The sequence below is a fragment of the Streptomyces sp. NBC_00435 genome (genome assembly GCF_036014235.1).
Taxonomy (GTDB): Bacteria; Actinomycetota; Actinomycetes; order Streptomycetales; family Streptomycetaceae; genus Streptomyces.
The window spans coordinates 131,127-157,114 of record NZ_CP107925.1; the positions used below are offsets into that span (position 1 = coordinate 131,127).

The window sequence follows — 25,988 nt, forward strand, 5'->3', positions numbered from 1 at the left end:
GGCGCCACTGTAGGGCGGCCGGGCTCCGTCCCTCAGCTGTATTACGAGGCTTCGGCCGTCTCCGTGCAGGCCAGCTCGTCGGCCAGCAGCCCCCACAGGCCCGCGTAGCCCTGGACGAGCTGGGCCACCGGCTCCTTGCAGTGCGACGGCAGCGTCGCCGCGATCTTCTCCCGGTGCTGGGCGACCAGGGCGCAGGCGCCGAGCATGCGCAGGACGTCGCGGCCGGACTCGCTCAGCCGCAGGGAGGGGTCGCGGCGCAGCGACTCGAAGATGCGCAGCAGCCTGTCGGGGGCGGGTGCCGGATCCGCCGCGGGACGGCGGGGTGCGGCCCCGCGCCGGGCGGCGAGCGAGATCGGGTCGGCGTTGGACGGGCGGCGGCGGGCGGCGGTCGCCGTCTCCGAACGCCGGGCCGGTACGGGGTCCTCCCCGCGCCGGATGCGGTCGCGTACGTCGGCCACGGTCGCCGGGGACAGTCCGGCCTCGGCGGCGATCCGGCGCAGGGAGGCACCCGGGTTGCTGCGCAGCAGTTCGCCGGCCAGTTCCCGGGCGCGGGAGGGGTCGGTGGGCCGGGCCCGCCCGTCCCGGCCGACGCGGTGGGCGGGTTCGGCCGCGGCGGTGCCCTTGCGCAGCTGGGAGATCTTGCGGGCGGAGAGTCCGGTGACGGCCGCGACCGCACGGTCCGACCAGCGGGGGTGCGAGGCGAAGACGCGCCCCGCGGCGGCGGTCCGGTCCGCCGGTGTCAGGGGCCGTCCGTGGGTGACGTTGGCGGCGACCGCGAGGAGCTCCGCTTCACCCTGGTCGCCGTCGAAGTACCGTACGCGGACGTGGGTTTCGCCGCGGAGTGCGGCCGCGCGGAGCCGGTGGGCGCCGTCGATCACGCGCATGGTCGGCCGGTGGACCAGGATGGGGGGCAGTTCGCCCTCCGCTTCCGCGAGGGTCCTCGCGTACTCGGTGTCCTCGCCGCCCGTGCGGGGTGAGAATCCCGCCACGATCCGGTCCGTGGGCACGCTTTCCACGGGCTGGTCGAGATATCCCTCGTCCCGGAACCTGATCAGGTGGTCTGCGCTTTCTGCGTCCATCGTCTTCCCCTCGGTGATCGGGTGCGGGGTGAGGGGAGGCGTCACTGCCAGCCGAGGTCGTCCAGACCCGGCTGACCAGGCGTGTTCTGGGTGGTGGTGGCGGCCGGCGTGGTGGCGGGGGTGGTGTCGGCGTGTGCGGCGACCGCTCCGAAGGCGGTGCAGGCGGCGAGAATTCCGGTGACGACCGTGCCTCGGAGGATTCTGCGGGAGATTTCGAAAGACATGTGGTTTCCGCCTTTTCAGCCGGCCTGTGTTTCGCTGACAGGCAGGAGTCTGCTGCCGGCGCGAGCGGCGGGGAAAGGGGAGCCGGGACGGGCAATCCGGCCTTGGCATACACAGTCCAGCTTCGCCAAAGGGAACGTCAGTTCCCGGCAAACAGCTGGTCATTCACCTGCGGACGGGCTCAGATCGTGCTCCGGGGATCGCTCCACGGGTCGCTCCCGGGCAGCAGCGGCACCTCGGCCCGCTCCAGCTGCCACTCCCCCAGCGCGGAATGCGCCGAGGCCGCGTGCAGCCACAGCCGCCGGGCGGCCGCTTCCGCCGCGGCCAGCGACGGGGCCCGTACGTACAGCCCGACCACCGGGGCCGCTTCGGGATCCGGGTGGACGCTGACGTGGACCAGCCCGTCGCGCCCCGCCGCGCAGCGGGCGATGGCCGCCGCCGTCGGCGCGGGAAGCCTGGCGCCGGAGCGCGGGGGCCGCAGATGGACGTGAACGAGATACATGGGAGGGAGTTCCGGCTCCGTAGTGGAATATGTTTTCCGAAATGGAGAGTCAGTGAAATGCCGTAGGAAACCCGATCCGGCTGATTCCGGATACCGTCTTGCAGAGGGTCCGATCGACCCGTACCGTCAGGGCAATTACGCAGCCCAGTGCCCCACCAGCGCCTGGAACCCCCATGGGATCCGGGCTCTGAACCGGAGTCGCCATCGATGCTTGATCTCCTCGGCCTCGACGCAGTCGCCGAATCCGTTTACCGGGGAATTCTCGCCAAACCCCGGGACGTCGCAGATCTGAGCCGTCAGCTCGATCTGTCCCCGGACGCGGTCCGCGCCGCCCTGGACCGGCTCAGCGAGATGGCGCTGGTGCGCACTTCCACGGACGACGCCACCCAGCTGCACGCGGTCAGCCCGCACGTCGGCATGGAGATCCTGCTCGCCCGCCAGCAGGCGGACCTCGCCAGCCGCCAGCAGCGCCTGGAGGCGAGCCGGGCGGCGGCCGCGCAGCTCATCCTGGAGTACGACGGCCGGGGCGGCACGACCGGTGTGGACCCGGGGGTGCGCTACCTCGACGGACTCGACTCCATCCGCGACCATCTCGCCAACCTGCGCGGCCAAGTCACCCAGGAGCTCCTGACCTTCGCACCCGGCGGCCCGCAGACGGCGGAGAACATGAACGCCTCCAGACCGCTCAACCAGCAGCTGCTGGAGCGCGGGGTACAGATGCGCACGGTCTACCTCGATTCCATCCGCGGCTGCCCGCACACGATGGAGTACGCGCGCTGGCTCGTCGAGCAGGGCTCCCAGGTGCGGACCGTCCCCTCGCTGCCCAACCGGATGATCATCTACGACCGCACCTCGGCGATCATCGCGGCGGACACCGGGAACACCGCGGCCGGCGCGGTCGAGGTCACCTCCCAGGGGATGGTGGCCACCTTGTACACCCTCTTCGAGAGCGTCTGGCAGTCCGGCGACTGCCTCGACGACCAGCCCAGACCGGACCCGGGCGAGCTCACCCGCCAGCAGTCCGAGGCGCTGAGGCTGCTCGCGCAGGGCTGCACGGACGAGACCATCGCCCACCGGCTGGGGGTGTCCCCGCGCACCGCACGGCGTATCGCCTCCGGGCTGATGATCTTCCTCGGGGCCGGAAGTCGCTTCCAGGCCGGGGTCCACGCGGTGCAGCGCGGTTATCTGCCGACCGGCCCCGAATAGCGCGGAGCCGGCATCGGGTGTCATGCCGCGGCCAGGGCCCTGGGTGCGCCCAGCAGGTCCAGCGCCTCCTCGGCGCTGTCGGCGCAGCGGATGAGCCGGCGCTCGGCGGCGGTCAGGAACCCCTCCGACACCAGGTGGTCGAGCATGGCGAGCATCGGGTCGTAGAACCCCGCGTGGTTGACGACCACGATCGGCTTCTCCATCAGGGAGAGCTGGTTCCACGTGGCCACCTCCATCAGCTCGTCGAGGGTTCCGATGCCGCCGGGCAGCACGGCGAACCCGTTCGAGAGCCGGTACATGAGCGCCTTGCGCTCGTGCATGGACCGCACGACGAAGATCGCCCCCCGCGCCCGGTCGGCCCGCTCCCGCTCGTGCAGGGCGCGCGGCACCACTCCGGTCACCGCTCCGCCCCCGCTCAGCACCCCGTCCGCGACGGCGCCCATGACCCCGACGCCGCCGGCGCCGTAGACCAGGTCGAGGCCGCGCCCGGCGAGGGCCCGGCCGAAGCCGTGCGCGAAGTCCACATGGTCCTGGCGGACCCCCGGCCTGGCACCGCAGAACACCGCGATGCGCTCACTCTTGCTGACCAGCGTCTCCATGACTCCTCAACTCCCGGTGGTGTTCAGCTCGTTGGCGGGCTGTGCAGGGGACAGACGGGCGGCGGGACTGATCCCGATGGTGCGCAGCGCCGTACGGAAGAGCACCCGGGCCCCGGCGACCAGGTCCTCCGGCGCCGTGTCCTCCTCGGGCACGTGGCTGATGCCGCCCAGGCTCGGCACGAAGATCATTCCGATGGGGGCGATGTCGGCGACCATCTGCGCGTCGTGCCCGGCACCGCTGGGCAGCACCTCGTGCGCCAGACCCAGTTCGTCCGCGCTCCGCTCGATCGCGGCGCGCAGCACCTCGCTCGTGGAGACCGGGTCGGAGCGGGTCTCGGCGACCACCTCGATCTCGGTGCCGGTGCTTTCCGCGATCGCGTCGAGCATCCGGCGCAGGGTCTCCTCGGCGGCCGCGGCCTTCCACACGTCGGTGTCCCGCAGGTCCACGGTCATCCGTACCGATCCGGCGATCGTGTTCGGGGTGTTGGGGTGGGGGTCGATCCGGCCCACCGTCGCCACCCGGCACAGCCCACGCTCCCCGGCGATGTGCTCGGCGGCGAGCACCACCCGGGCCGCCGCGGCCATCGCGTCGCGCCGCCCCCGCATCGGGCTGGTCCCCGAGTGCCCGGCGGCGCCGCGCACCTCCAGCGTCAGCACGGTGCGGCCGGTGATCGCGTCGACCACGCCGATCCGGCGGCCGCTGCGCTCCAGCACCGGGCCCTGTTCCACATGGAGTTCCAGGTAGGCCGCGACCGAGCCGTGCGGCCAGCACGCGCTGCCCAGCGCGTCGAGGTCCCCGCCTGCCAGCCGCAGTTCCTCGCGCAGTCGGCGCCCCTGGTGGTCGCGGGGCTCGCGGGGCAGTCCCGCGAGGCGTCCGGCGATCGCCATCGAGCCCCAGAAGGGCTGCGGGAAGAGCGCCCCCTCCTCGTTGGCGAAGGCCACGGCGACGGGCTCGTAGGCGGAGTCGATCCCGCACTCCTCGAAGCTCTGCACGACCTCCAGCGCGGCGAGGACCCCGTACGCCCCGTCGAGGCGGCCCGCGTTGACGACCGTGTCCAGGTGCGAGCCCATCATCAGGGCCTGGCGTCCCTCGCCCTGCGGGGTGTGGCGCGGCCGGATGACGATGTTCCCGGCCGCGTCCACGGACGGGACGAGCCCGGCGTCGCGCGCCTCGTCCATCAGGAAGGCGCGTGCCTCGCGGTCGGCCGCGCTGAAGCCCTCGCGGGTGATCCCGCCCGTCCCGGGGTCGAGGCCGATCCGCCCGAGGCGGGCGATGCGCCGCAGCAGCCGGTCCCCGTCGATGTCCACGGAGAGCCCGCCGGCCCGCTGGACGAGCGTGCTGGTCATGACAGTTTCCTTCCGGTCCGTTCTGAGGTCTTCGAGTACGGCCAGGTCGACGACGCCGCTCACAGGTGCCGCCCCCACCACTCCAGGACCGCCGCGAAGCGGGCGAGACGGTGGCTGGGAAGTCCGGATCGGGACATGTCGTGCCCCTCGCCGGGGAAGAGGAGCATCTCGGCGGGGACCCCGCGCATGCGCAGTTCGGTGAACAGGCGCTGCGCCTGCTCCTGCGGGCAGTGCCGGTCCTCCTCGGACTGGATGATCAGCATCGGGGTGGTCATCCGGTCCGCGTACGTCAGCGGGGACTGGCGGGCCCAGCCGTCGCGGTCGGCTCCGTACAGCGCGACCGCGAGGTCGACGCCGTCGTCGCTGGTGGCCGCGTAGCTGTCGATCGCGTACAGGCCGCGCTCGCCGATCATCGCCTTGAAGCGGTCCCCGTGGTGGGCGTTGAACCAGGCCGCCATGTAGCCGCCGAAGGATCCGCCCATCACCCCGACCCGGGTGGCGTCGAGTTCGGGCTGCTCCAACGCGGCGTCCAGCAGGGCGAGCAGGTCCACGGCCGACTTCCCCGGCAGGTCGTCCCGTACGTACGCCCCGTGCTCGGCGCCGTAGCCGGAGGTGCCGCGCGGGTTGCCGAGCACGACCGCGTAGCCCGCGCTCGCGTAGACCTGTGCCTCGTCGAAGGCGGCCGGTCCGTTGAGCGTGTAGCCCCACTGGGTGAAGGGGCCGCCCTTGACCTGGAAGATCACCGGGTGCGGGCCGGGGCCCTCGGGGCGCACCACCCAGCCCTGCAGCCCGTACCCGTCGGGCGCCGTGGCGGTGAACTCCCGCATCGGCAGCAGTGAGGTGCGCCCGGTCAGTTCGCGTCCGTAGGAGGTCAGCGTCCGCTCGGTGCCGCCGCTCAGCACGACCAGGTCGCCGGCGCTCGTGGCGCTGGTGACCACCATCGCGACGACGGGGCCGGCCGGGGTCTCGGCGACCGCGTAGCCGTTGACCTGCCGGGGACCGGTGACGACCGCCGTCGGCTCGGAGCCGTCGTAGGGGACGAGGACCAGGTTGACCTCGCCGCGCCGGTCGCCCGCGAAGTACACGCCGTCGGCGGCCGGTCGGATCATCTGACTGGCGAAGCTGAGGTGGTGGGCGCCGTCGGTGAGCCGGCGCGGGGCGCCCGATCCGTCCGCGGCGGGCAGCAGGGTGCCGGGGGCGGAGACCGGAACCGTCCACAGGCCGTACGTGGCGGTCGCGCAGGAGTGGTTGAACTTGTCGAGCTCGGAGCCCACGAAGACGACGGAGGCGCCGTCGGCGACGAAGCGCGGGGTGAAGAGGTACATCCCGCCGTGCGTCAGCGGCCGCAGGCCGGTGCCGTCGGGGGCCACCGCCCAGATGTCGTTGCGGGAGTCGTCGCCGGCCTCCTCGTGCCGGGCGCAGACGAAGACCAGCTGGTCGCCCGCCGGGCTCCAGGCCAGGTCCATGTGGTCGTACGGGCCTTCGGTGACCTGGACGGCGGCGGCCGCCCCGTCGAAGGGATCCGTCACGAAGACCTGTCGGGGCCGGTCGGCGGTGTAGCCGAAACCGTCCATCTGGTAGAGCAGCGTGGTGATCCGGCGCGGCGCCTCCGCCTCGGCCGGGCCCTGGTAGCGGCCCGCGTCGGGGATCCGGCTGGTGTACGCGATCCGCGTGGAGTCGGGGCTCCACACGGGCGCGCCCGCGCCCATCGGGTGGTCGGTGACGGGGAAGGCCTCGCCGCCGCCGTCCATCGGGAGCAGGTGTATCTGCGCGCGGCCGTGCGCGCCCGGGCGCTGGAAGGCGAGGAAGCGTCCGTCGGGCGAGAAGGCCGGGCAGCCGTCGTAGGCGCCCTGGGTCAGGCGGCGCGGCGCACTGGCCCCGCTGGTGTCCGCGATCAGCAGCTCCGTGGTGTAGTCGTCCGCCTCCAGGACGGGACGGGTGACCTCGAAGACGACGTGGCGGCCGTCGGGGGAGAGGGCGGGCGGCCCGAGCACGGGCAGCAGCTCGATGTCAGCAGGAAGCATGGCGTGGCCTCACAGAGTCACAGGAGGGAGAAGCGGGAAGCGGGGGCGAGGAACAGCGCGTCGCCGGGCCGCACGTCGAACGCCTCGTAGAAGGCGTCGAGGTGGCCGAGCACGCCGTTGCACCGGAACTCGGCGGGCGGATGCGGATGCCGGGGCGAGGCGAGCCGCTCGGCGAGCCGGGCCGGCGTGGTCCGGGCCCGCCACATGGTGGCCCAGTGCAGGAGGAACACCCTGGTCCGGGCGGTGTCGAGGACGCCGCCCGCATGCGCGCCGTACGCGTCGAGCGCGACGGTGACTCCGGCGATGTCGGCCATGTTCTCGCCGACCGTGCGGGCGCCGCTGACCCGGCGTCCGGGCAGCGCGGCCGGCTCGTAGCCGTCGTACTGGGCGACCAGCAGCGCGGTCCGCCGGGTGAACTCGGCCCGGTCGGCCGGCGCCCACCAGTCGCGCAGCCGGCCCTGCCCGTCGTAGCGCGAGCCCCGGTTGTCGAAGGCGTGCGACATCTCGTGGCCGATGATCGCGCCGAGCACCGCGAAGTTGCGTGCCGGGTCGCCCGCCGGGTCGAAGACCGGCGGCTGGAGCAGGCCCGCGGGGACGACGACCTGGTTGAGCCCGTGCCGGTAGTACGCGGTCACCTGGTGCGGGTGGATCTTCCACTCGGAGCGGTCGACCGGGCCGCCGAGCCGCACCAGTTCCCCGGCGATGTGCCGGGCCCGCCCGCGCTTGACGTTGCCCACCAGGTCGGCGGGGTCGAAGCCCGGATCCGCGCCCGCCGGACCCGCGGCCGCGGCCGCCCGCGGGTGGCCGATCTCGAACACCATCCCGTCGAGCTTGCGCAGCGCCGCTTCCCGGGTGGCCCCGGACATCCAGCCGGCCCGCTCCAGGCGCCGCCGGTAGGCGTCCGTCAGCGCGCGGACCAGCTCCGTCGCGGCCTCCACCGTGCCCGGGGCCAGGTGCTCGGCGACGTACCGCTCGCCGACCGCGTCGCCGAGGAAGGTCTCGACGAAGGAGACGGCCCGGATGCGGCGCGGCCTCGGCTCGGTGAACCCGTTGAGCAGCTGCCCGTAGAAGGCGAAGTTGTCGGCGAAGACCTGGCGCGGCCCGAAGGGCACCATCTCGTGCACGTACCGCCAGCAGACCCACCGCTTGAGCTCGTCCAGCGAGTGCCCGGTCCACCAGGCGTCCAGTTCGTCGAGGAACCCGGGCTGGCGCATCCGCACGGTCGCCCCGTCCGGTACGCCGCCCAGCCCGGCCAGCCAGGCCCCCCAGGGGAACCCGCCCGCCCGGCCCGCCAGTTCGGCGGCGGTCAGGGACAGCGGCCGCGGCTGCGCGCCGGGCCGCTGCGGGGCGTGCCGGGCGGCGAGCCCGGTCTCCATGGCCAGTACCCCGGCGGCGGAGCCGGCGGGCTCGGGGAGTCCGGCGTGTGCCCACATCACCGCGAGGTGGCCGAGGTAGCGACCGCGCGTCTCCCCGCCCTGCCCTTCCGCGTAGGCCGCGGCCGGCAGGCCCAGCCCGGCCTGTGAGAGGACCAGTACGTACCCGTCGGCCTCGGCGGTGTCCACGGCGACCGTGAAATCCACCGCCCCGCCGACCCCCTGGGCCTGCAACCGGCCGAGCACGGCGGCGAGTTCGGTCGGATCGGCGGCCGCGCGGACCGTTTCGAGGTCGGCGGCGAAGGCCCCGGCGGCGCCGAGCTCCTCGATCCGGTCCTCGTCCATGAAGCTGGCGTACAGATCGGCGATGCGCCGGCTGGTCGGGTCCTGGGCCGTCCCTCCGGCGGCGCGCAGGATCACGGCCTCCGCGTCGGCCTCGGCCCGGTCGGACAGGAGGGTCAGGGTGGTGGCCTCGGCCCGGTGCGCGGGCAGGACGTAGGTGTCCGTCCAGTGCCCGTTCACGAACTGGTAGAAGTCGTCCTGGGGCCGTACGGAGAGGTCGAGTTCCACGTCGTCCGGGAGGGCGGGGGCGCCCGCGGCCGGTTCCGAGACCACCGTCATCAGAGTGCCTCTGCCTTGCTGTCGGCGTCGGCGCGGTCGGCGTCGGCCCGATCCGCGTCGGCCCGATCCGCGTCGGCACGGTCCGCGTCGGCCGACTTCAGGACCCGGCCGCTGAAGGCGGCCAGTGCGAGGAGGCAGAACACCCCGGCGGCGAGGAAGCCGTAGCGCGGGGCCATCAGGCTCATCGCCGCTCCGCCGACCACGTAGCCGATGGCGGGCCCGGTGTTGGAGACGGCTCCCAGCGCGGCGAAGGCGCGGCCGCGGTGCGTGTCGGGCACCCGGACGTTGAGCAGGATGTGCGTCACGGTCGCCTGGGCCCCGTTGCCGATGCCGCCGAGGACGTAGAAGGGGACGATCCACCAGACGCCGGGGGCGAGCCCGGTACCGAGGATGGCCACCGCGATGCACAGGAACGTGCCGATCAGGATGGTCTCGTAGCGCAGGTTCTTCGCGCGGCGCACCAGCATCCCGCCGGGGATCAGACCGAGCATCCAGGCCGACATGATCAGACCGAAGGTCTCCTCGGAGGCGCCGAAGCCCTCGCGGACGTAGAAGACGATGAGGACGTTGATGATGCTCGCGGCCGCCATCACGGCTCCGCTGAGGATGAGCACGGCCGTCAGGAAGCGGTCGGACGTCACCTTGTACGGGGCCTTCGCGGGCTCGTCGCCCTCCCCGCCGGCCGCCTTCGCGGAACCGCGGTCCTTGTGCAGCCGGGTCTTGATGAACAGGCCGCCCGCCACGACCGCGGCGAAGCTCAGCGCGTCGATCAGCAGCGGGACGGAGATCCCGAAGCGGCCGATGAGGATGCCGGCGATCCCGGGAGCGGCGACCATGCCCGCCATGGCGGTGGTCTGCGAGATCGACGAGGCGCGCGGCACGTTCTCCTTGCCGACGATCGCGCTCGGCAGGGCGCCGAACACCGGGTGGGTGAAGGCGAGTCCGGAGGACAGCAGCGCGGAGAGCCCGATCAGGACGACCGGAGAGGTCCAGATGGTCATGGCCACGCAGATCAGGGCCTGCAGCGCACCGACGGCCACGATGAGGTTGCGGCTGTCGAAGCGGTCGGCGAACCGGCCGGTCAGCGGCGACAGCAGGACGGGCGGGACGGTCGCGGACAGCAGCAGCGCCATGACGGCATAGGAGCCCGCGCCCTGGGCCTGCAGTTGGAGGGCGATGGCCGTCTCGGCGGCGATGTCGCCCGCGAAGGACAGCCCGCGCATCCCGGCGAGGACGTACACCTCGCGCCAGGCCCGCCGGGAGGGCGGCGGGGCCTCGGTGGTGGCCGGAGTTCTCGTGTCGATGGCCATCTCGTGGCTCACTTCCTCTTCTCTTCGACTGCGGATGCTTCGAGGACTGCGGGCGCTTCTTCGAGGACCGCGGCTTCCAGCACGCCGATCCGGGCGAGGCCCCGGGCCGCGCTCAGCGAGCGGGCCGCGTCCACGCCGGGGAAGAACTCGGAGGTGGCGACCGGCCGGCCCCCGTCGAGCTCGCGCAGCGACCGCGCGACGGCGTCGGGCACCGCGAGCCGGTGCCCGCCCACCCGGATCCCGGTCTTCGTCCCGTCGCTGTCCCCGATCTCCACCGGGGCGGCGCTGCGCCGCACCAGCGAGTCGGCGGTCAGCCCGTCGACGGAGTGCAGCCGGGCGAACTCCCGGCCGCGGTCGGATCCGTTGCGCTCGCGGCCCACCCCCGCGAGACGCTTGGCCTCCGAGACGGGCTCCAGGCGCGCGAGCCGGTCCCGGAGGAGTTCGATCTGCCGGCTCAGCCCGGCGGCGCCGGCGGCGTCGTCCCCATCGGCGAGGTACGGGAAGGCATGGAACGCCTCGTCCTCGACCACGGCCGCGACGGTGTCCTTCAGCAGGTCGCGCCAGCGCCTCGGCTCGATCCCGACGGACAGGTGCAGGGACAGCTCGCTCTTCGCGGCGGCCGCGTGCGGGGTGCCGTGCGGCACGTACAGCACGTCGCCGGGGGCCAGCGTCACCTCGATGACGGGCTCGCCGAGCTCCTCGGCCGTGTAAGAGCCCTCGTCGCCCCGGCGGACCTCCGGGGTCGCCCACACCCGCCAGGTCTTGGTGCCGTCGACCTGGACGACGTACACGTCGATCGAATCGTGATGCGGAGAGAACCCGTCGTTGCGAGCGGGAGTGACGAACAGGACCACCTCCCCCTCACAGGCGAAGGTCTCCGTGAAGGGACGCAGCAGCCGGCGGGCCGAGGGGAGCACGTGGTGCAGGGCGTTCCAGGTGACGGTGGAGCCCGAGCGGAACAGTTCGTACACCTTCTCCGGGCTCACCGCCTCGGCGAGCGCGGCGCCGCGTGCCACGGTCCGCGTGTAGGCGCCGCTGGGCACGCCTTTGCCGCCCTTGGTCACCCGGAGGTAGGAGGGCGGAGTGGTCTCCAGGGCCAGTACGTCGTCGAGCTGGCGCACGGAGGGCAGGCCGTCGAGCCGGCCCGTGAGCGCCCCTTTGCGCAGCAGCGGCTTCTTGTTGAAATGCTCGGCGAGGAAAACGTCCCGGTCGCCGACGAAATCCTCGAAGGAGTACGTCTCCACCGTCTCTTGCCTCCAGTCGTGCACGGGGACGCCCGCCGCGGACCACCAGGGGGATGGTCCGGTGGTCCGCGGCGGGTCACGTCCGGTACCGGCAGCTCGTCAGCCGGCCGCGGCCAGTTCGAACACACCCAGCCGGGTGAGTCCTTGCGCGGCCTTCGTCGAACGGAGCGCGTCCACTCCGGGGAAGATGAGGGACGCCGCGATCGACGCGTCCGGGCCGAGCGCGGCCAGGGTGTCGGCGATCGGTGTGGGTACCGCGATCTTGTGACCGTTGACGGTCATCTGGGTCCGGCCGTTGTCGCTTACCCCGAACTCCAGGGGCGCGCTGCCGCGCTTGAGCCGGGCGTCCGGCCCGAGCTCGTCCATGTCCGCGATGGACTGGAAGGTGCGGCCCTCGGAGCTGCCCTCCATGTGCCGGCCGAGGTCCGCGAGGCGGTCCAGCTCGGCGCCGGCGGCCACCGTCTCCAACCGCGCGGCAAGCGCGGCGATCTTCTCGCCGAAGCCGGTCTCCACCTCGGGCGAGCGCAGTTCCCCGATGTAGGGGTACGCGTTGAACTCGTCCGCGGCGATGAGCTCCTCGACGGTCTGGCGCAGCAGGTCCTTCCACATGCGCGGGCGCATCATGACGGACAGGTGCAGCGAGGCCTTGCCCTCGGCGGCCGCGGCGTGCGGAGTGCCGTAAGGGAGGTAGAGGACGTCGCCGGGCTGCAGCGAGACCTCGATGTCCGGTTCCCCCAGTCCTTCGAGGGTGTACTGGGCGTTGTCCCCGAGGCGGTCGGCCGGCGGGTTCCACAGCTTCCAGTGCTTGGTGCCCTCGAGCTGGACGATGAAGAGGTCGACCGGGTCGTGGTGGGGCGGGTACCCCTTCTTGCCGGTGGGCGTCAGGAACGCCACCGAGTCGGTGCGCACCGCCATCCGCTCGCTGATGACGCGGGTGAAGTCGCGCAGTTCCGGGACGATCTGGTTGAGCGAGCACCAAGTGACGGTCGCGCCGGCCCGGAAGAGCTCGTAGATCTTCTCGGGGTCGACCACGTCGGTGATGGTCTGGCCCTGGACGACCACGTTGCGGGTGTACCCCTGCTCGGGGACGCCGTTGCCCTTGAGGTTGACCTTGATGTAAGGCGGCCGGACAACCTCCAGGTTGACCAGCTGGTCCAGCTTCCGGTGCGAGAGGATGTCGCGCGGGTCTCCCGGCACGGCGTTCTTCCGCAGCATGGGCTTCTTGTTGAAGTATTCGGTGAAGAAGACCTGCTCGTCCCCCACCAGATCCGCGAATGCGTAGTCAGCCATGCCAAGCTCCTCGAAAATGATCGGGCCGCGGGGGAGGGGCGGCGCCTCACGGCGCCGCCCTCCGCCACAGCGCTACTTCAAGAACAATTACTGGATGTTCTTGTAGTACGAGGTCGCGAGGAGCTCCTCGGCCGTCTCGATGAACTCGATGTCGTCGAAGTCGACGTTCTCCATGAGATTCACTTCCCTTCTGATTCTTCTTCCTGTCCGTCCGGGTTTTCCCGGCCGGTGAGAAGAGAATGCCCGGGCCCATGAAACGGGTCAACGCCGTTCAACTGCACGCCGGCAACGCGGTTGAACGTGGCACCCGCCCGAGCACCGGGAAAGCAAAACGGCCCCGGTCAAAGACCAGGGCCGCGCCTCGCACCTTCCTCCCAAAACACCCATTAGCCGTTCACATCATTCGCCGACCAGCTCACCGGCGTAGTTGGCGAGGGAGCGGTTGTAGCGCGGCAGGTGCCGGGCCAGCGCCACGAGGGCGAGCGACAGCGCCTCGCGCTCCCGCCCGGTGTCGGCCAGGGCCAGGGCGAGGAACCCGACCACGGCGTCGTCGAGGAGGTCCGTCCCCGCAGCCCGTTCGGTCTCCAGCAGATCTACGCTCTCGGCCGCGCGGCCGAGGTTGCGGATCGAGCTGGCCATCTGGATGACGGCCCGCCGGCGCCGCACCCCGCTCAGCCCGCCGGCGAGCGCCTCCCGGTACAACGGCGCGGCCAGGTCGCTGTGGCCGGTCGAGTCGTACGCGCAGGCGCGCTCGAAGAGCCCCCGTACGTCGCCGGGCTCCAATTCCCCGGCCAGGGCCTCCACCGCGGCGAGGAAATCCTCTTCCTTGTGGTCGTCCAGCTGCTCCCAGAGCGCGGCCACACGCTCTTCCCAAACCGATCCGATGCTGCCGTCCGCCACTGTCATCCCAATCCCTCATATCTGATTCAGAAATCGCGAAGGGGCGGCGTCCGAATCGACGCCGCCCTTCACGCAGGCATTACTGCAAGAACGAGAATTACTGGATGTTCTTGTAGTACGAGGTCGCGAGGAGCTCCTCGGCGGTCTCGATGAACTCGATGTCGTCGAAGTCGACGTTCTCCATGAGATTCACTTCCCATCTGCCTGGTCATTCTCGCCGGGGTTTTCCCCGCCGATGGCAGAAGAATGCCCGCGGACACCGCTCCGGGTCAACGCGTTCAACTGCGACCGAGCAACAGTTGAACACCACCCGCACCCACTCCGTCCCCACTCCCCCCACATAGATAAAATCCCCCCATGCAGATATCCGACACACCGGGCACGCCCGGCAGGCCCGGCACGCCCGGCACGCCCGGCAGGCCCCGGGTGATCGTCCTGACGGGCGCCACCGGCTTCATCGGCGCCGCCGCCCTGAACGCCCTGGTGCGCCGCCCCGGAGTCCGCGTACGGGCCCTCGCCCGCACTCCCGGCGCGGTGCGCGACGGCGTGGAGTGGGTGCGGGCGGACCTGGGCGACCCCGGCTCGCTGCACGGGGTCTGCGAGGGCGCGGCCGCGCTGGTGAACCTGGCCTCCTACATCGGTCCGGACGAGGAGCGGTGCCGCGCGATCAACGTCGAGGGCGGCGCGGCCCTCCTGGCGGAGGCCGCGCGGGCGGGAGTACGCCGTCTCGTCCACCTGTCCACGGCGGCGGTCTACGGGAACCGCCCGCACCGCGGGATCGAGGTCGACGAGGTCGCCCCGGACCCCGTCTCCGCCGCGAGCCGCACCCGCCTCGAGGCGGAAGCCCCGGTCCTGGCCGCCGGCGGGACCGTCCTGCGGCCCGGCCTGGTGCTGGGCGCCGGGGACCGCTGGGTGGTGCCGGCCCTGGCCGAACTCGTCAGCCGTGTCCCGGCCCGCTGGGACGGCGGCAACGCGCTGCTCTCGGTGGTCGACGTCACCGAACTGGCCCGCCTGATAGACGCCCTGGCCACGACCCCGCACGCCCTCCCGGCCGGGATCCACCACGCGAGCCACCCCACCCCGGTGACGACCGGCGAACTCCTCTCGGCACTGGCTGCCGAGGGGATCCTGCCCGCGGTGGAAGAGGACTGGCCTTGGGACCGCTGCCTGAAGGAACTCCGCGCACGTCCCGGCCGGGTGACGGAACGCCAGTTCTCCCTCCTGGCCCGCGACTACCACCAGCTCTCCGCCCCCCTCTGGCACCTGACCACCCTCACCCCCACCCCCACCCCCCTGTCCCTCCTCCCCCAAGCCACCCCCTGGTACCGCACCCACCTCACCCACCCCTGACACACCCCACCCAAACCCGGAACGAACCACCCCAGGACCAGGCCCAACCGGGGGCGGGGCCACTCCAACGGGGAGACACAGCCCAACCACGGAGGACGCGGCCCAACCCAAAGGTGCGGCACTACCAGGAGTCGGGGCGCAGCCCAACCAGGGGGCGGGGCGCCAGGAGGGGCACACTCCCAGGGGTCAGCGGCGCAGCCCTACCCGGGCCCGCAGCCCAAAGGGCTGGAGACACAGCCCAACCAAGGCGGCGCAGCCCCAGAAGGGGCGCGCTCCCAGAGCGGTTGACGGCACAGCCCGACCCAAAGGCGCCCCGGGGAGTAACGGCGCAACCCAACCCGAAGACCCAGCCCCAGGGGGCTAGGGGCGCAGCCCCAAAGCGGTCCCGGGGCGCAGCCCCGGTTTCGGGAAGGGGCGGGGCGGGGGAACGGCCCCGCAGGGACCCCGCCCGCCCTCACCCACCACCCGGGGAACCGGATCCCACCCCCCGGCGTCGTCGTACCGTGCGGCGGCACCCCACCCACCCCGCCGCCCCGGAACAGGACCAGCAGGACCAGGACCAGGGACAGGAACAGGAACAGCCGTATGCCAAAGGCGGACCCACCCCCCACCCCCACGGGCAGCATCCACCCCCGCCCCACACCCCACCCTCGCCAACTCCCCTGGGCCGCGGCCTTCTCCGTACTCCTCGCCGCCCTCCTCGCGTTCCCCTCCCTCGTCCCGAACACCCCGGGCCATCCCGGCAGCCTCCTGGAAACGTTCCTCCCCTGGCTCGGTCTGGCCGTCCCCCTCCTCCTCATCCGCGCCCTGCTCCGCCGCTCCGCGGCCACCGCACTCGCGCTCCTCCTCCCCACAGCCGCCTGGCTGGGCCAGTTCGGCAGCCTCCTCCCCCACACCGCTCCCCACACCACCCCCGGCACCGCCCACCACCCCGACCTCACCACCGTCCAGCACAACATCAGTGACGAGAACCCGGACCCCTCCCGCACGGCCAGTGCCCTCGCCGCCACCGACCCCGACCTCATCGCCGTCGAGGAGCTGACCCCCGCCGCCGTCACGGCGTTCACCGCCGCCCTGGCCGCCGGCTACCCCCACCACGCCACCCACGGCACGGTCGGCCTGTGGTCGAAGTACCCGCTCACCGATGTACGCCCCGTCGACATCCGGCCGGCCTCCCTCGGCCCGGACTGGAACCGCGCCCTGCGCGCCACCGCCGCCACCCCGCGCGGCCCCGTCGCCGTGTATGTCGTCCACCTGCCCTCCCTGCGCCTGGGCCCCACCGGCTTCGGCTCGGCCCGCCGCGACGAGAGCGCCGTCCTGCTCGGCTCCGTACTCACCGCGGAACCCGCCGACCGCGTCGTCCTGCTGGGGGACCTCAACAGCACCACCGACGACCGCGCACTGGCCCCGCTCCGCGCGGCAAGGATGAACACCCCCGACCCCGCCACCGGCCCCACCGGCTTCGCGTTCACCTGGCCCGCCTCCTTCCCCCTGGCCCGGATCGACCAGGTCCTGGCCCGCTCGGGAACGGTCACCCGGGTCCGTGCGCTCCCCGCCACCGGCAGCGATCACTTGCCCCTCACAGCCGAGATCCGGTTCGATTAACGTACTTACATGACTGAATTCGTACTGGTGGCAGGCGCCTGGCTCGGAGCAGCGGCATGGGACGAGGTGGCCGGCGAACTCCGCGCGGCCGGCCACGAGGTCCACGCGCTGACCCTGTCCGGCCTCGCGGAGAGGCGGGGCATCCCGGCCGGCCAGCAGACTCACGTCACGGACATCGTCGACGCCATCGACCGGCTCGGTCTGCGCGATGTCGTCCTGGTGGGCCACAGTTACTCCGGCATCCCGGTCGGCCAGGCCGCCGAACGCATCGGCGCCCGCCTCAACCGCGTGGTCTTCGTCGACGCCAACGTCCCCGCCCAGGACGAGTCGTTCGTCTCCGGCTGGCCGGACGGCCGGGCCTCGGTGGAGGCCGCGATCGCCGCGAACGGCGGCTTCTGGCCACCCCTGCAGGCCGCCGACTACGCGGGCCAGGGCCTCGACGACCACCAGATCGCCCGGATCCTCGCCGGCTCGACCCCGCACCCCGGGGCCACCCTCACCGAACCTGCCGTACTGACCCACCCGCTCTGCGAGCTGCCCGCGACCTACGTCAAGTGCCTCCTGGACGGCGCCGAACCGCATCCCGCCGTGGCGGATCTCCTGGCCGCCGGCCCGGACTGGCACCTGACCACCCTGGACACGGGCCACTGGCCGATGTTCTCCGCCCCGTCCGCCCTGGCCCTTGTCCTCCTCGACGCGGCCGCTCAGGACGATCCGTCACCCGCGGCCGGCCTGCGCACCGTCCGGGTGCACGCCGACTCCGAAGCGGCACTGCACGACTGGCGTCACGTCCACAACCTGATCGTCCCGACGGCCGTCCTCTCGCTCGAAGAGGTACGGGAGCGCTCCGCGCGCAACGTCCTGCACGTGGCCCACTTCGGCGACACCCTCGTCGGCTGCATGACGGTCCGCCCCCCAGCAGCCGGCTCCCCGACCGCCACCGTGATCGCCCGCATCCTGCCCGCGTACCGGGGCCGGGGCTTCGGCCGCAGCCTCTACGCCTACGGACTGGTGCAAGCCCGGGAGCTCGGCGCCGAGGTCATCGAGACCGTCGTCCTGGCCTCCAACCCGGAGGGCCTGTCCTTCGCGCACAAGGCGGGCTTCGTCGAGTTCGACCGCTACGTCCTGCCCGGCGACACGGTGCCCTTCATAGACCTGCGCCTCGCGTGAGCGACCGCAGGGTCCGCCTCGAACTCGACGTGCCCTCCTACGATCCGCGCGGCATCGTCCTCGCCCTCGGCCCTGACGGCAGACGGGCCGGCATGGCGGCGACCTCGCTCCACCTCTCCGGCGGCTTCGCCTTCCTCGAGATGACCGGCGTCCGCGCCCCCTTCCGGGGCCGGCCGGGGAGCCCCGGTGTAATCAAGCTCCGGCAGATGCACACCTAGGACCGGGCCCGGCGCTTGCGCGAGACGGCGACACCGGCCAGGCAGACCGCACCGCCCAGCAGGGTGAGCGCGGCCGGGATCTCGTCGAGGGCGATCCAGGCGATGAGCACCACCACGGCGGGCACCGCGTAGGTCGTCGCCCCCATCTTCCCGGCGGTGGTCCGCGACAGCGCGTACGTCCAGGTGGTGAAGGCGAGCGCGGTCGGGAAGAGCCCCAGGTAGACCATGTTGAGGATGGCGTCGAGCGGGGCGCCGGGCAGCTGGTCGGCAAGTTGGAGCGCGAAGGGCAGCGTCACGGCCGTACCGACGAAACAGCCGTACGTGGTCACCTGGATCGGGCTCGCGTACGCCAGCGCCGGCTTCTGCGCGACCACCCCCGCCCCGTACGTGAGCGCGGCGACCAGACAGAGCAGGACCCCGCCCAGCGAGGCGGATCCGCCGTGGGAGGTGGACAGCCCGACCAGCACTGCGCCGGCGAAGGAGACGGCCATGCCCGCGAGCAGCATGGGCGGGAACCCTTCCTTCAGCAGCCATCCGCTGAGCAGGGCGATCACGAGCGGGCCGATGTTGACCACCATGGCCGCGGTACCGGCGTCCACGAGCTGCTCGCCCCAGTTCAGCGTCACCATGTAGAGGCCGAACCAGAGCACCCCCGAGATCAGGATCCCGGGCCACGCCTGCTTCGGCGGCGGCGGCACCCGCTTGACGAGCAGCACCAGCCCGAGCGCGACCGAGGCCGTCAGGAGCCGCCCGAACGCGAGCGCACCGGGCCCGAAATGCGCGGCCGCGGACCGGATGGAAACGAACGCGGAGGCCCACAGCACCACGGTCACACCTGCGGCCGCCAGTGCCCGCCGGTCGGTCCTGACCTCATCAGACGTCTTTTCCATGCGAGCAAGCTACCTGCCCAACACCAAAGGCCCGGTGCCCTTTCCGGGGGCACCGGCCCTTGCACGCCGCGCGAGGGGATCAGGCGACGAGTTCCTTCTCCTCCGCGGGGGCCGCGGCGGGTTCGGGCTTGGGGTCCCGCATGACGAGGGTGGCGAGGACCGCCGCGGCGAGGACACCGATCGCGCTGATGGTGAAGGTGGTGGACATCGAGGAGGTGAACGCCTCCCGGGCGGCGTGGACCAGGCCGGTGTCCCCCTTCGAGACGGCCAGTGCGCCACCGATCGACTGCCTGGCCGCCTCGGGGGCGTCGGCCGGCATCCGCTTGGTGAATCCGCTGGTCAGGAGCGAGCCGAGGATGGCCATGCCGAGGGCGGTACCAGCCTGCTGGATGGTGTCGTTCAGGGCGGAGCCGACGCCCGCCTTCTCCTGCGGGATGGTGCCCATCAGCGCGCCGACCGCGGCGGGCATCGCGAGACCGGCGCCGAGACCGAGGAGGCCGAGCGCGATGGCGGGGACGGCGAATCCGGTGTCGGCGAAGACGGTGGCCAGCAGGGCGAAGGCCGCGACCATGGCGATCATGCCAGCCAGTACCAGCAGCCGGTTGCCGATCTTGGCGGCGAGCCCGGCACCGGCCCCGTTGCCGATGAGTGCGGCGACGGCGAGCGGAACGAACGCGAGGCCTGCCTTGACGGGCGAGTAGCCGAGGACGAACTGCAGGTACTGGGTCAGGACCAGCAGCAGGCCGCCGTTGCCGATCTGGACGAGCGTCAGCGAGAGCGATCCGCCGCTGAAGTTGCGGTGCTTGAACAGGACCAGCGGCACCATCGGCGCGGGGGTGACGTTCTCCCAGACGACGACCCCGACGACCGCGACGACCGCGACGACCGCGACGACCGCGACGACCAGCGTGATCTCGGAGCGGCCGCCGAAGGCGCCGTGCTGCGGGACCTCGATGATCCACCAGATCGACACGGTCCTGTCGTACGTCATCGGCATCAGCACCACGGAGGCCGCCTGGCTCGTCACGGTCGCGCGCTCCGGAGAGACCGAGGCCGGCTTCATCGCCCGCCTGATGCCCGCCGCCCAGGAGGCCGCGGCCGGCCACGACCACCTGTCGGAGGCCTACGCCGCCACCACGACCGAGGTGCTGGACCCCGTAGCCATCCGCGACACCAAGTTCGCCTACGGCCTGGACGTGGTCCTGGACGGCCTCGCCCTGCGCCTCCCCCGCTGAGCCCCCACCCCGGCCTCCCGGGGATCAGGCGCAGGAGGCGCCGAGCAGCTCCCGCAGCCGCTCCGCATAGCCCCGGGGGTGCGTGGTGTTGCCGTTGTGCCTTCCCGGGAAGACGGTTATCTCCGTGTCCAGCAGGGCCGCCAGTCTCACGGCGCACTGATGGTCGAAGACAGTGGACGGCGTGGCGGCGCCCAGGGCGGGGATGACTCGGGTCGAGGTCCGGGCGAGGGCCTCGGTGTCGAGGGTGTCCTCGATGACCGCCGTGAAGTCGTGCTCGATGAAGTAGTCGAAGTTGGCATGCCGGCGGCCGTCCAGAGGCTGCGGCGTCAGGCCCGCCTCCACATCGCGCCGGGAGAGGTCTATGCCGAGGACCCGAGCCATCTCCGGGAAGGCGGCTTCGAGTCCGCCCGCGCGGTAGCAGGCCTGCAACCCCTCCAGCTCCGCCTCGTGATGGGCCCGCTCCCCCTCGGGCAGCAGCCGCGGGGCGACCGGCTCGTGCGCGATCAGGGTGCTCAGCTGCTCCGGGTGCCGGACGGCCAAGTGCAGGCCTATGACGGCCCCGAGGCTGCACCCGAGCATCAGGGCCGGCTCGTCGGTGACGGCTGCCAGCAGCCGGTGCACGTCGTTCGCGTGCTCGGCGAGGGACGTGGTCCGACCGGCCTCCTCCAGTCGGCTGCGCGAGAGCCCACGACGGTCGTAGGTCAGCACGGTGAAGTCATCGGCAAGGTGCGGGACGAGATCGACCGTGCGGTCGGCGTCCCCCTCCCCGCTCTGGGAGATGAGCAACAGCGGCCCGGAGCCCTCGAGTCGGTAGTGGAGCACGGCACCTGGAACCGGCAGGGTTCCGGTGACGGCGGACCCGGCGGCGACGGACGTGACAACAGACATGGCAACCCCTTCTGACAGCTCCTACAGCGTGCGATGCGATGCGACGGCGGGCCCGGACCTTCGCCCTTCGCCCTTCGCCCTCTACAACCAAGCTAACCCATCGAAACAGATACATCAATATAGATGGATCAAAAAAGATGCATCTCCTTCGATGTACCGTGACGCCGTGGATGCGATCGAACTGTTCCTGCTCGGCCGGGCCTTGATGAAGATCGGCGAGGAAGCCCTGCCCGAGCCCCCCGGCGGCCCGGGCCAGTACGCCGGCAGCACCCGCTCCGTCGTGATCGTGGCCGGTGACATCGCCGCGCACCCGGACACCACCGTCGGCGAGACGGCCCAGCGCACCGGCTTCCCGCAGAGCCAGGTCTCCACCGCCGTCGCCCGCCTGCGCGAAGCCGGCTCCGTGGAAACCGCGCCCGACCCGGCCGACCGCCGCCGCACGCTGGTCCGCCCGGCGCCCGGAGCCTCCGCGCGCGTCGCCGCCGTACGCGCCGCCGGGACGTCGAAGGTCGAGGAAGCCCTCGCCCGCGCCCTGGGCGAGACCGAAGCCGACAGCCTGCCGGAGCTGACCCGGGCCCTGGAAGTCCTGGCCCGCCATTTGGTGATCCGCGACACCCGCTGACCCGGTCCGCCCCACCGCCCGCCTTCAGCCGTGGGCCAACTCCCGCACCGCCGATCCGTGTCAGCCGTCAGCCGTCAGCCGTCAGAAGCAGCTTCTTCTGCGGCTTTCCCATCGCGTTGCGCGGAATGGCCGCCACGAACCGCACCTCGCGCGGCCTCTTGTGCACGGACAGGTGCGCGGCGACGAAATCCGTGAGCTCCCGGCCCGTGACGCCCTCGGCCACCACGAAGGCCACGATCCGCTGCCCGAGGTCCACGTCGGGCAGCCCGACCACCGCCGCCTCGCTCACCTTGGGGTGATCGAGCAGCGCGTTCTCGATCTCGCCCGCGCCGATCCGGTAGCCGCCCGACTTGATCATGTCGATGGAGGCCCGGCCCACGATCCGGTGTACGCCATCGGCCTCGTCGACGGCCGCGATGTCCCCCGTACGGAACCACCCGTCCTCCGTGTACGCGGCGGCCGTGGCCTCCGGCCGGCCCAGGTACCCGGAGAACAGTGTCGGCCCGGTGAGCTGGAGCTCGCCGATCTCCGCGCCCGCCTCCGCCGCGATCCGCGTACGGATGCCGGTGAGCGGGGTGCCGACCGTACCCGGCCGCACCTCCCCGCCCGCGCGCCCGCTGACGGTGATCAGCGTCTCGGTCATCCCGTACCGCTCCACGGGCCGCAATCCGGTCAGCCGCTCCAGGTCCCGGAACACCGGCGCGGGCAGCGCGGCGCTCCCGGACACCAGCAGCCGGGCCCCGCCGAGCGCGGCGGCGGCCTCCGGTGCGCCCGCGATGCGGGACCACACGGTCGGCACCCCGAAGTACAGGCTCCCGCCGGCCTGCGCGTAGGCCTCGGGGGTGGGCCGACCGGTGTGCACGAGACGGCTGCCGGTGCGCAGGGCGCCGAGCACACCGAGCACCAGCCCGTGCACGTGGAACAGCGGCAGCCCGTGCACGAGGGTGTCCTCGGCGCTCCACTGCCAGGCCTCGGCGAGGGCGTCGAGGTCGGCGGCGACGGCCTCGGCGGTGAGGACGACACCCTTGGGCGGCCCGGTGGTGCCGGAGGTGTAGAGGATCAGCGCGGGCCGGCCGGAGACCACGGAAGAGCCCGCGTACTGACCGCGCCGGTCGAAGTCCACGTCGACGAGCACCGCACCGGAGTCCCGCAGGATGTGCTCGCGCTCGGCCGGCCCCGCGTCGGGCGGCAGCGGTACGAAGGGCACCCCGGCCAGCAACCCGCCGACCACAGCGGCGACGGTCTCCAGGGAAGCGGTAGCGGTCACCGCGAAGGCGGGCGCCCCGGCGACATCGGCCGCCACCGCCCGGGCCGCACCGAGCAACTCCTCGTAGGAAGCGGCCCGCCCGGCCACCCGCAGGGCGTCGGGCCGGTCTCCGTGAACACCGGTGAGCGCGGTCAGCACTGTCTCCCCCTACACAACGTGGCCAAGGCCGAGCAAGCACCAGCGTACGACCACACCCACCCAGCCCCGCGGACCTTCGAACCGCCCCACCCGTCAGCACGCGAGGCGAATCCAGCCCCGCCGGCGTGTGGGGCGCGGGGTCCGGGGCACAGCCCGGCGGGGTCCGGGGCGCAGCCCGGCGGGGTCCGGGGCGCAGCCCGGCGGGGTCCGGGGCGCAGCCCGGCGGGGTCCGGGGCGCAGCCCGGCGGGGTCCGGGGCGCAGCCCGGCGGGGTCCGGGGCGCAGCCCGGCGGGGTCCGGCGGGGTCCGGGGCACAGCCCCGAGGAGCCAGGGCGCAGCCCGAGGCTCCTACGGGTCCGGGCAGAGCCCGGTGAACGGAGGAAGGGCGGGGTCGGGGACAAACCCACCCAGCGGCACACCCCACCACACCCGGCGGCCCAAACCCCCACCCCGGACACGCGCCCGGACCGGACACGCGCCCGGACCGGACGCGCGCCCGGACCGGACACACACCCGCGGTCCGGGTCCGAGCCCCGCACCCGGGTCCGCACCCGGGTCCGCACCCGGGTCCGCACCCAGGTCCGCACCCAGGTCCGCACCCGGGTGCCGCACCCAGGATCCGGACCCGCGGCCCGCACCCGAAGCGCACCCGAAGCGCACCCGAGGCCCGAAGCCCGGGGCCCTCGGCCCGAGGCCCACGCCCCAGACCCCGCGCGACCTACCTCAGATCAACCCCTGCGCCAGCATCGCGTCCGCCACCCGCTCGAACCCCGCGATGTTCGCGCCGGTCACATAGTCCCCGGCGGAGCCGTACCGCTCGGCGGTCGCGTACGACACCGCGTGGATGTCCCGCATGATCCCCGCCAGCTCCGCCTCGACCCGCTCCGCGCTCCACGCCACGCGCCCCGCGTTCTGCGCCATCTCCAGCGCGCTCACCGCGACCCCGCCCGCGTTCGCCGCCTTGCCGGGCCCGAAGGCCACCCCGGCCGCCTGCAGCAGGTGCACCGCCTCCGGCGTGGTCGGCATGTTGGCGCCCTCCGACACCGCCCTGACCCCGTTCGCGATCAGGGTCCGCGCATCGGCCGCGGTCAGCTCGTTCTGCGTCGCCGACGGGAAGGCGACCTCCGCCGCGACGTCCCACACCCGCCCGCCCGGCACGAACCGCGCCGACGGCCCGCGCCGCTGCGCGTAGTCGCTCACGCGCCCGCGCTCGACCTCCTTGATCTGCTTCAGCAGCGCGAGGTCGATGCCCTTCTCGTCAACGACGTACCCCTGGGAGTCGGACGCGGTCAGCGGGTTCGCGCCGAGCTGCTGCAGCTTCTCGATCGTGTAGATCGCGACGTTGCCGGACCCCGACACGACGGCCGTCAGCCCGTCGAGCGACAGCCCCTGCACGGCCAGCATCTCGGCGGCGAACAGCACGCTGCCGTAGCCGGTGGCCTCCGGACGGATCAGCGATCCGCCCCAGCCCTGGCCCTTGCCGGTCAGGACGCCGGCCTCCCAGCGGTTGGTGATGCGCCGGTACTGGCCGAAGAGGTAGCCGATCTCGCGGCCGCCGACGCCGATGTCGCCCGCCGGGACATCGGTGTGCTCACCGATGTGACGGTAGAGCTCGGTCATGAAGGACTGGCAGAAGCGCATGACCTCGGCGTCGGACTTGCCGTGCGGGTCGAAGTCGCTGCCGCCCTTGCCGCCGCCGATGCCGAGCCCCGTCAGCGCGTTCTTGAAGATCTGCTCGAAGCCGAGGAACTTCACCACGCCGATGTCCACGGACGGGTGGAAGCGCAGGCCGCCCTTGTACGGGCCGAGCGCGCTGTTGAATTCGACGCGATAGCCGCGGTTGACGTGGACGCGACCACGGTCGTCCTGCCACGGCACCCGGAAGATGATCTGCCGCTCCGGCTCGGTGAGCCGCTCCAGCAGGGCCACGCCCGGCTCCGCGTACTCGGGGCGCGCCGCGAAGACGGGGGCCAGGGTGTCCAGGACCTCCCGTACGGCCTGGTGGAACTCGGGCTGGGCCGGGTTGCGGCGCTCGATGTCGGCGCGCAGCGCGTCCAGCCGGCCCTGCGGGTCCTTGGGGTCCGTCACGGTCTGTTCCTCCTGGTATCGATGCCGGGACCGGCTCCGAGATGCGGCCCGAAGCTCCGGACACACTTCCGCATGGCGGAAATAATTATCCGAACGCGGTCCCAATCGGAGAGTACCGCGCCTCCGCGCACCAGGGCCACGAGCCTTTCCGGCCCACTCGGCCCGCCCCCGGCACGGCCAAACGGCCGTGCGGACACACCGCCACCCACACCGCCCCGCCCACCGCCACGGCCAGGCACACCAGCCCCACCATGGACACGGACACGAAGAAGGGCATAGACAAGCAGCATGGACATCGCACGGCTCGCCGCCCTCGTCGCCGCGACGCTCACCACGGGCCTGATGGCCGGGCTCTTCTTCGCCTTCGACGTCTCGGTGATGCCGGCCCTGATGCGCTCCGACGACCGGACCCTCATCGCGGTGATGCAGCGCGTGAACACCGCCATCATCAATGGCTGGTTCATGCTGGCCCTCCTCGGCGCGCTCCTCTTCACCGCCCTCGCGCTGGCCCTGCACCTGCCCGCCGGCGAACACGCCCCCCTGCCCGCGCTGGCCGGGGCCCTCGTCCTCTACGCGCTCGCCCTCGTGGTCACCGGCCGGGTGAACATCCCGCTCAACAACGCCCTGGAGGCGGCCGGCCCCGCCGAGCGGATCTCCGATCCGGCCGCCGTACGCCGGGCGTTCGAGACGAAGTGGGTGCCGGCCAACCGCTGGCGCACCGGCCTGTGCACGGCGGCCCTGGCCTGCCAGTCCTGGGCCCTGCTGGCATCCGCCGCGTAGCACCGCCCAGCCCGTCACACC

23 protein-coding genes and 2 pseudogenes are annotated in these 25,988 nt (G+C 72.5%); 9 read left to right on the forward strand and 16 right to left on the reverse strand.

The genetic code is table 11. The annotated features are described in order from the left end of the window. Positions 1 to 41: 41 nt before the first annotated feature. From OG389_RS36405 to OG389_RS36415, 3 genes are all read right to left on the reverse strand, one after another. Positions 42 to 1,079 (reverse strand): ParB/RepB/Spo0J family partition protein, encoded by a 1,038-nt coding sequence (locus tag OG389_RS36405; RefSeq protein WP_328304653.1) that lies wholly within the window; start codon positions 1,077 to 1,079, stop codon positions 42 to 44. Positions 1,080 to 1,120: 41 nt separating this feature from the next. Beyond that, on the reverse strand, positions 1,121 to 1,303 hold the full coding sequence (locus tag OG389_RS36410) for a hypothetical protein (RefSeq protein WP_328304655.1): 183 nt from the start codon (positions 1,301 to 1,303) through the stop codon (positions 1,121 to 1,123). A 179-nt stretch (positions 1,304 to 1,482) separates the two neighbouring features. Further along, entirely contained in the window at positions 1,483 to 1,803 is a 321-nt protein-coding gene (locus tag OG389_RS36415; RefSeq protein WP_328304657.1) for a hypothetical protein, read from the reverse strand. Positions 1,804 to 2,010: 207 nt separating this feature from the next. Here OG389_RS36415 and OG389_RS36420 point away from each other — a divergent pair, with 207 nt between their 5' ends. After that, on the forward strand, positions 2,011 to 3,009 hold the full coding sequence (locus OG389_RS36420; RefSeq protein WP_328304659.1) for a helix-turn-helix transcriptional regulator: 999 nt from the start codon (positions 2,011 to 2,013) through the stop codon (positions 3,007 to 3,009). A gap of 20 nt (positions 3,010 to 3,029) precedes the next feature. On the opposite strand, the gene OG389_RS36425 is transcribed toward OG389_RS36420, so the two are convergent. The 8 genes from OG389_RS36425 to OG389_RS36460 form a co-directional block, all read right to left on the reverse strand. Further along, positions 3,030 to 3,608 carry a TIGR00730 family Rossman fold protein gene (locus OG389_RS36425; protein ID WP_328304661.1) on the reverse strand — a complete coding sequence of 193 codons (579 nt, stop codon included), beginning with the start codon at positions 3,606 to 3,608 and terminating at the stop codon, positions 3,030 to 3,032. Between the two features lie 6 nt (positions 3,609 to 3,614). Further along, positions 3,615 to 4,955, reverse strand: a complete 1,341-nt coding sequence (locus tag OG389_RS36430) for a Zn-dependent hydrolase (RefSeq protein WP_328304663.1) — start codon at positions 4,953 to 4,955, stop codon at positions 3,615 to 3,617. Between the two features lie 59 nt (positions 4,956 to 5,014). Continuing rightward, complete coding sequence (locus OG389_RS36435) at positions 5,015 to 6,979, reverse strand: S9 family peptidase (protein WP_328304665.1); 1,965 nt, start codon at positions 6,977 to 6,979, stop codon at positions 5,015 to 5,017. A gap of 17 nt (positions 6,980 to 6,996) precedes the next feature. Further along, positions 6,997 to 8,973 (reverse strand): M13 family metallopeptidase, encoded by a 1,977-nt coding sequence (locus OG389_RS36440; protein ID WP_328304667.1) that lies wholly within the window; start codon positions 8,971 to 8,973, stop codon positions 6,997 to 6,999. Then, on the reverse strand, positions 8,973 to 10,295 hold the full coding sequence (locus tag OG389_RS36445) for an MFS transporter (RefSeq protein ID WP_328304669.1): 1,323 nt from the start codon (positions 10,293 to 10,295) through the stop codon (positions 8,973 to 8,975). The genes OG389_RS36440 and OG389_RS36445 overlap by 1 nt, the downstream gene beginning before the upstream one ends. After that, positions 10,292 to 11,527, reverse strand: a complete 1,236-nt coding sequence (locus OG389_RS36450; protein ID WP_328304671.1) for a cupin domain-containing protein — start codon at positions 11,525 to 11,527, stop codon at positions 10,292 to 10,294. Before OG389_RS36450 ends, OG389_RS36445 begins: the two co-directional genes overlap by 4 nt. 99 nt (positions 11,528 to 11,626) lie before the next feature. Further along, on the reverse strand, positions 11,627 to 12,817 hold the full coding sequence (locus OG389_RS36455; RefSeq protein ID WP_328304673.1) for a cupin domain-containing protein: 1,191 nt from the start codon (positions 12,815 to 12,817) through the stop codon (positions 11,627 to 11,629). A gap of 399 nt (positions 12,818 to 13,216) precedes the next feature. After that, positions 13,217 to 13,723, reverse strand: a complete 507-nt coding sequence (locus OG389_RS36460; protein WP_328304675.1) for a tetratricopeptide repeat protein — start codon at positions 13,721 to 13,723, stop codon at positions 13,217 to 13,219. A gap of 351 nt (positions 13,724 to 14,074) precedes the next feature. Here OG389_RS36460 and OG389_RS36465 point away from each other — a divergent pair, with 351 nt between their 5' ends. From OG389_RS36465 to OG389_RS36485, 5 genes and pseudogenes are all read left to right on the forward strand, one after another. Beyond that, positions 14,075 to 15,067, forward strand: a complete 993-nt coding sequence (locus tag OG389_RS36465) for an NAD-dependent epimerase/dehydratase family protein (protein ID WP_328304677.1) — start codon at positions 14,075 to 14,077, stop codon at positions 15,065 to 15,067. 585 nt (positions 15,068 to 15,652) lie between these two features. Next, positions 15,653 to 16,672 carry an endonuclease/exonuclease/phosphatase family protein gene (locus OG389_RS36470; RefSeq protein ID WP_328304679.1) on the forward strand — a complete coding sequence of 340 codons (1,020 nt, stop codon included), beginning with the start codon at positions 15,653 to 15,655 and terminating at the stop codon, positions 16,670 to 16,672. Between the two features lie 9 nt (positions 16,673 to 16,681). Continuing rightward, positions 16,682 to 17,380, forward strand: a pseudogene (locus OG389_RS36475) (alpha/beta fold hydrolase); the annotation flags it as partial. Positions 17,381 to 17,404: 24 nt separating this feature from the next. Beyond that, a complete protein-coding gene (locus OG389_RS36480; RefSeq protein ID WP_328304735.1) occupies positions 17,405 to 17,842 on the forward strand; it encodes a GNAT family N-acetyltransferase in 438 nt (145 codons plus the stop codon). After that, a complete protein-coding gene (locus OG389_RS36485) occupies positions 17,839 to 18,060 on the forward strand; it encodes a hypothetical protein (RefSeq protein WP_328304681.1) in 222 nt (73 codons plus the stop codon). The genes OG389_RS36480 and OG389_RS36485 overlap by 4 nt, the downstream gene beginning before the upstream one ends. Here OG389_RS36485 and OG389_RS36490 read toward each other — a convergent pair. Together OG389_RS36490 and OG389_RS36495 are read right to left on the reverse strand one after the other, a co-directional pair. Further along, positions 18,057 to 18,950 carry a DMT family transporter gene (locus tag OG389_RS36490; protein ID WP_328304683.1) on the reverse strand — a complete coding sequence of 298 codons (894 nt, stop codon included), beginning with the start codon at positions 18,948 to 18,950 and terminating at the stop codon, positions 18,057 to 18,059. The genes OG389_RS36485 and OG389_RS36490 overlap by 4 nt on opposite strands. A 79-nt stretch (positions 18,951 to 19,029) precedes the next feature. Continuing rightward, positions 19,030 to 19,926, reverse strand: a pseudogene (locus OG389_RS36495) (MFS transporter); the annotation flags it as partial. On the opposite strand from OG389_RS36495, the gene OG389_RS36500 reads away from it, so the two are divergent. After that, positions 19,904 to 20,185, forward strand: coding sequence for a hypothetical protein (locus OG389_RS36500; RefSeq protein WP_328304685.1), 282 nt, complete (start codon positions 19,904 to 19,906; stop codon positions 20,183 to 20,185). The pseudogene OG389_RS36495 and the gene OG389_RS36500 sit on opposite strands and share 23 nt — an antisense overlap. Positions 20,186 to 20,209: 24 nt before the next feature. On the opposite strand, the gene OG389_RS36505 is transcribed toward OG389_RS36500, so the two are convergent. Beyond that, positions 20,210 to 21,073, reverse strand: a complete 864-nt coding sequence (locus tag OG389_RS36505) for an alpha/beta fold hydrolase (protein ID WP_328304687.1) — start codon at positions 21,071 to 21,073, stop codon at positions 20,210 to 20,212. A 166-nt stretch (positions 21,074 to 21,239) separates the two neighbouring features. Here OG389_RS36505 and OG389_RS36510 point away from each other — a divergent pair, with 166 nt between their 5' ends. After that, a complete protein-coding gene (locus tag OG389_RS36510; protein WP_328304689.1) occupies positions 21,240 to 21,695 on the forward strand; it encodes a MarR family transcriptional regulator in 456 nt (151 codons plus the stop codon). Between the two features lie 67 nt (positions 21,696 to 21,762). On the opposite strand, the gene OG389_RS36515 is transcribed toward OG389_RS36510, so the two are convergent. Together OG389_RS36515 and gdhA are read right to left on the reverse strand one after the other, a co-directional pair. After that, positions 21,763 to 23,100: an AMP-binding protein gene (locus OG389_RS36515; RefSeq protein WP_328304691.1), complete on the reverse strand. Its 1,338-nt coding sequence runs from the start codon at positions 23,098 to 23,100 to the stop codon at positions 21,763 to 21,765. A gap of 722 nt (positions 23,101 to 23,822) precedes the next feature. Then, positions 23,823 to 25,187, reverse strand: a complete 1,365-nt coding sequence (gdhA, locus tag OG389_RS36520; RefSeq protein ID WP_328304693.1) for an NADP-specific glutamate dehydrogenase — start codon at positions 25,185 to 25,187, stop codon at positions 23,823 to 23,825. Positions 25,188 to 25,475: 288 nt separating this feature from the next. Here gdhA and OG389_RS36525 point away from each other — a divergent pair, with 288 nt between their 5' ends. Then, the gene (locus OG389_RS36525; RefSeq protein ID WP_328304695.1) at positions 25,476 to 25,967 is read left to right on the forward strand and encodes an anthrone oxygenase family protein; all 492 of its coding nucleotides are present in this window, start codon (positions 25,476 to 25,478) and stop codon (positions 25,965 to 25,967) included. Positions 25,968 to 25,988: the final 21 nt, after the last annotated feature.

Bases quoted from the DNA above. Each gene is read 5' to 3' on its own strand.
- OG389_RS36405 (WP_328304653.1), bottom strand. From the start codon at position 1,079: ATGGACGCAGAAAGCGCAGACCACCTGATCAGGTTCCGGGACGAGGGA.
- OG389_RS36490 (WP_328304683.1), bottom strand. From the start codon at position 18,950: ATGGAAAAGACGTCTGATGAGGTCAGGACCGACCGGCGGGCACTGGCG.
- OG389_RS36470 (WP_328304679.1), top strand. From the start codon at position 15,653: ATGCCAAAGGCGGACCCACCCCCCACCCCCACGGGCAGCATCCACCCC.
- OG389_RS36465 (WP_328304677.1), top strand. From the start codon at position 14,075: ATGCAGATATCCGACACACCGGGCACGCCCGGCAGGCCCGGCACGCCC.
- OG389_RS36430 (WP_328304663.1), bottom strand. From the start codon at position 4,955: ATGACCAGCACGCTCGTCCAGCGGGCCGGCGGGCTCTCCGTGGACATC.
- OG389_RS36500 (WP_328304685.1), top strand. From the start codon at position 19,904: ATGATCCACCAGATCGACACGGTCCTGTCGTACGTCATCGGCATCAGC.
- OG389_RS36415 (WP_328304657.1), bottom strand. From the start codon at position 1,803: ATGTATCTCGTTCACGTCCATCTGCGGCCCCCGCGCTCCGGCGCCAGG.
- OG389_RS36440 (WP_328304667.1), bottom strand. From the start codon at position 8,973: ATGACGGTGGTCTCGGAACCGGCCGCGGGCGCCCCCGCCCTCCCGGAC.
- OG389_RS36435 (WP_328304665.1), bottom strand. From the start codon at position 6,979: ATGCTTCCTGCTGACATCGAGCTGCTGCCCGTGCTCGGGCCGCCCGCC.
- OG389_RS36420 (WP_328304659.1), top strand. From the start codon at position 2,011: ATGCTTGATCTCCTCGGCCTCGACGCAGTCGCCGAATCCGTTTACCGG.
- OG389_RS36410 (WP_328304655.1), bottom strand. From the start codon at position 1,303: ATGTCTTTCGAAATCTCCCGCAGAATCCTCCGAGGCACGGTCGTCACC.
- OG389_RS36525 (WP_328304695.1), top strand. From the start codon at position 25,476: ATGGACATCGCACGGCTCGCCGCCCTCGTCGCCGCGACGCTCACCACG.
- OG389_RS36425 (WP_328304661.1), bottom strand. From the start codon at position 3,608: ATGGAGACGCTGGTCAGCAAGAGTGAGCGCATCGCGGTGTTCTGCGGT.
- OG389_RS36455 (WP_328304673.1), bottom strand. From the start codon at position 12,817: ATGGCTGACTACGCATTCGCGGATCTGGTGGGGGACGAGCAGGTCTTC.
- OG389_RS36460 (WP_328304675.1), bottom strand. From the start codon at position 13,723: ATGACAGTGGCGGACGGCAGCATCGGATCGGTTTGGGAAGAGCGTGTG.
- OG389_RS36505 (WP_328304687.1), bottom strand. From the start codon at position 21,073: ATGTCTGTTGTCACGTCCGTCGCCGCCGGGTCCGCCGTCACCGGAACC.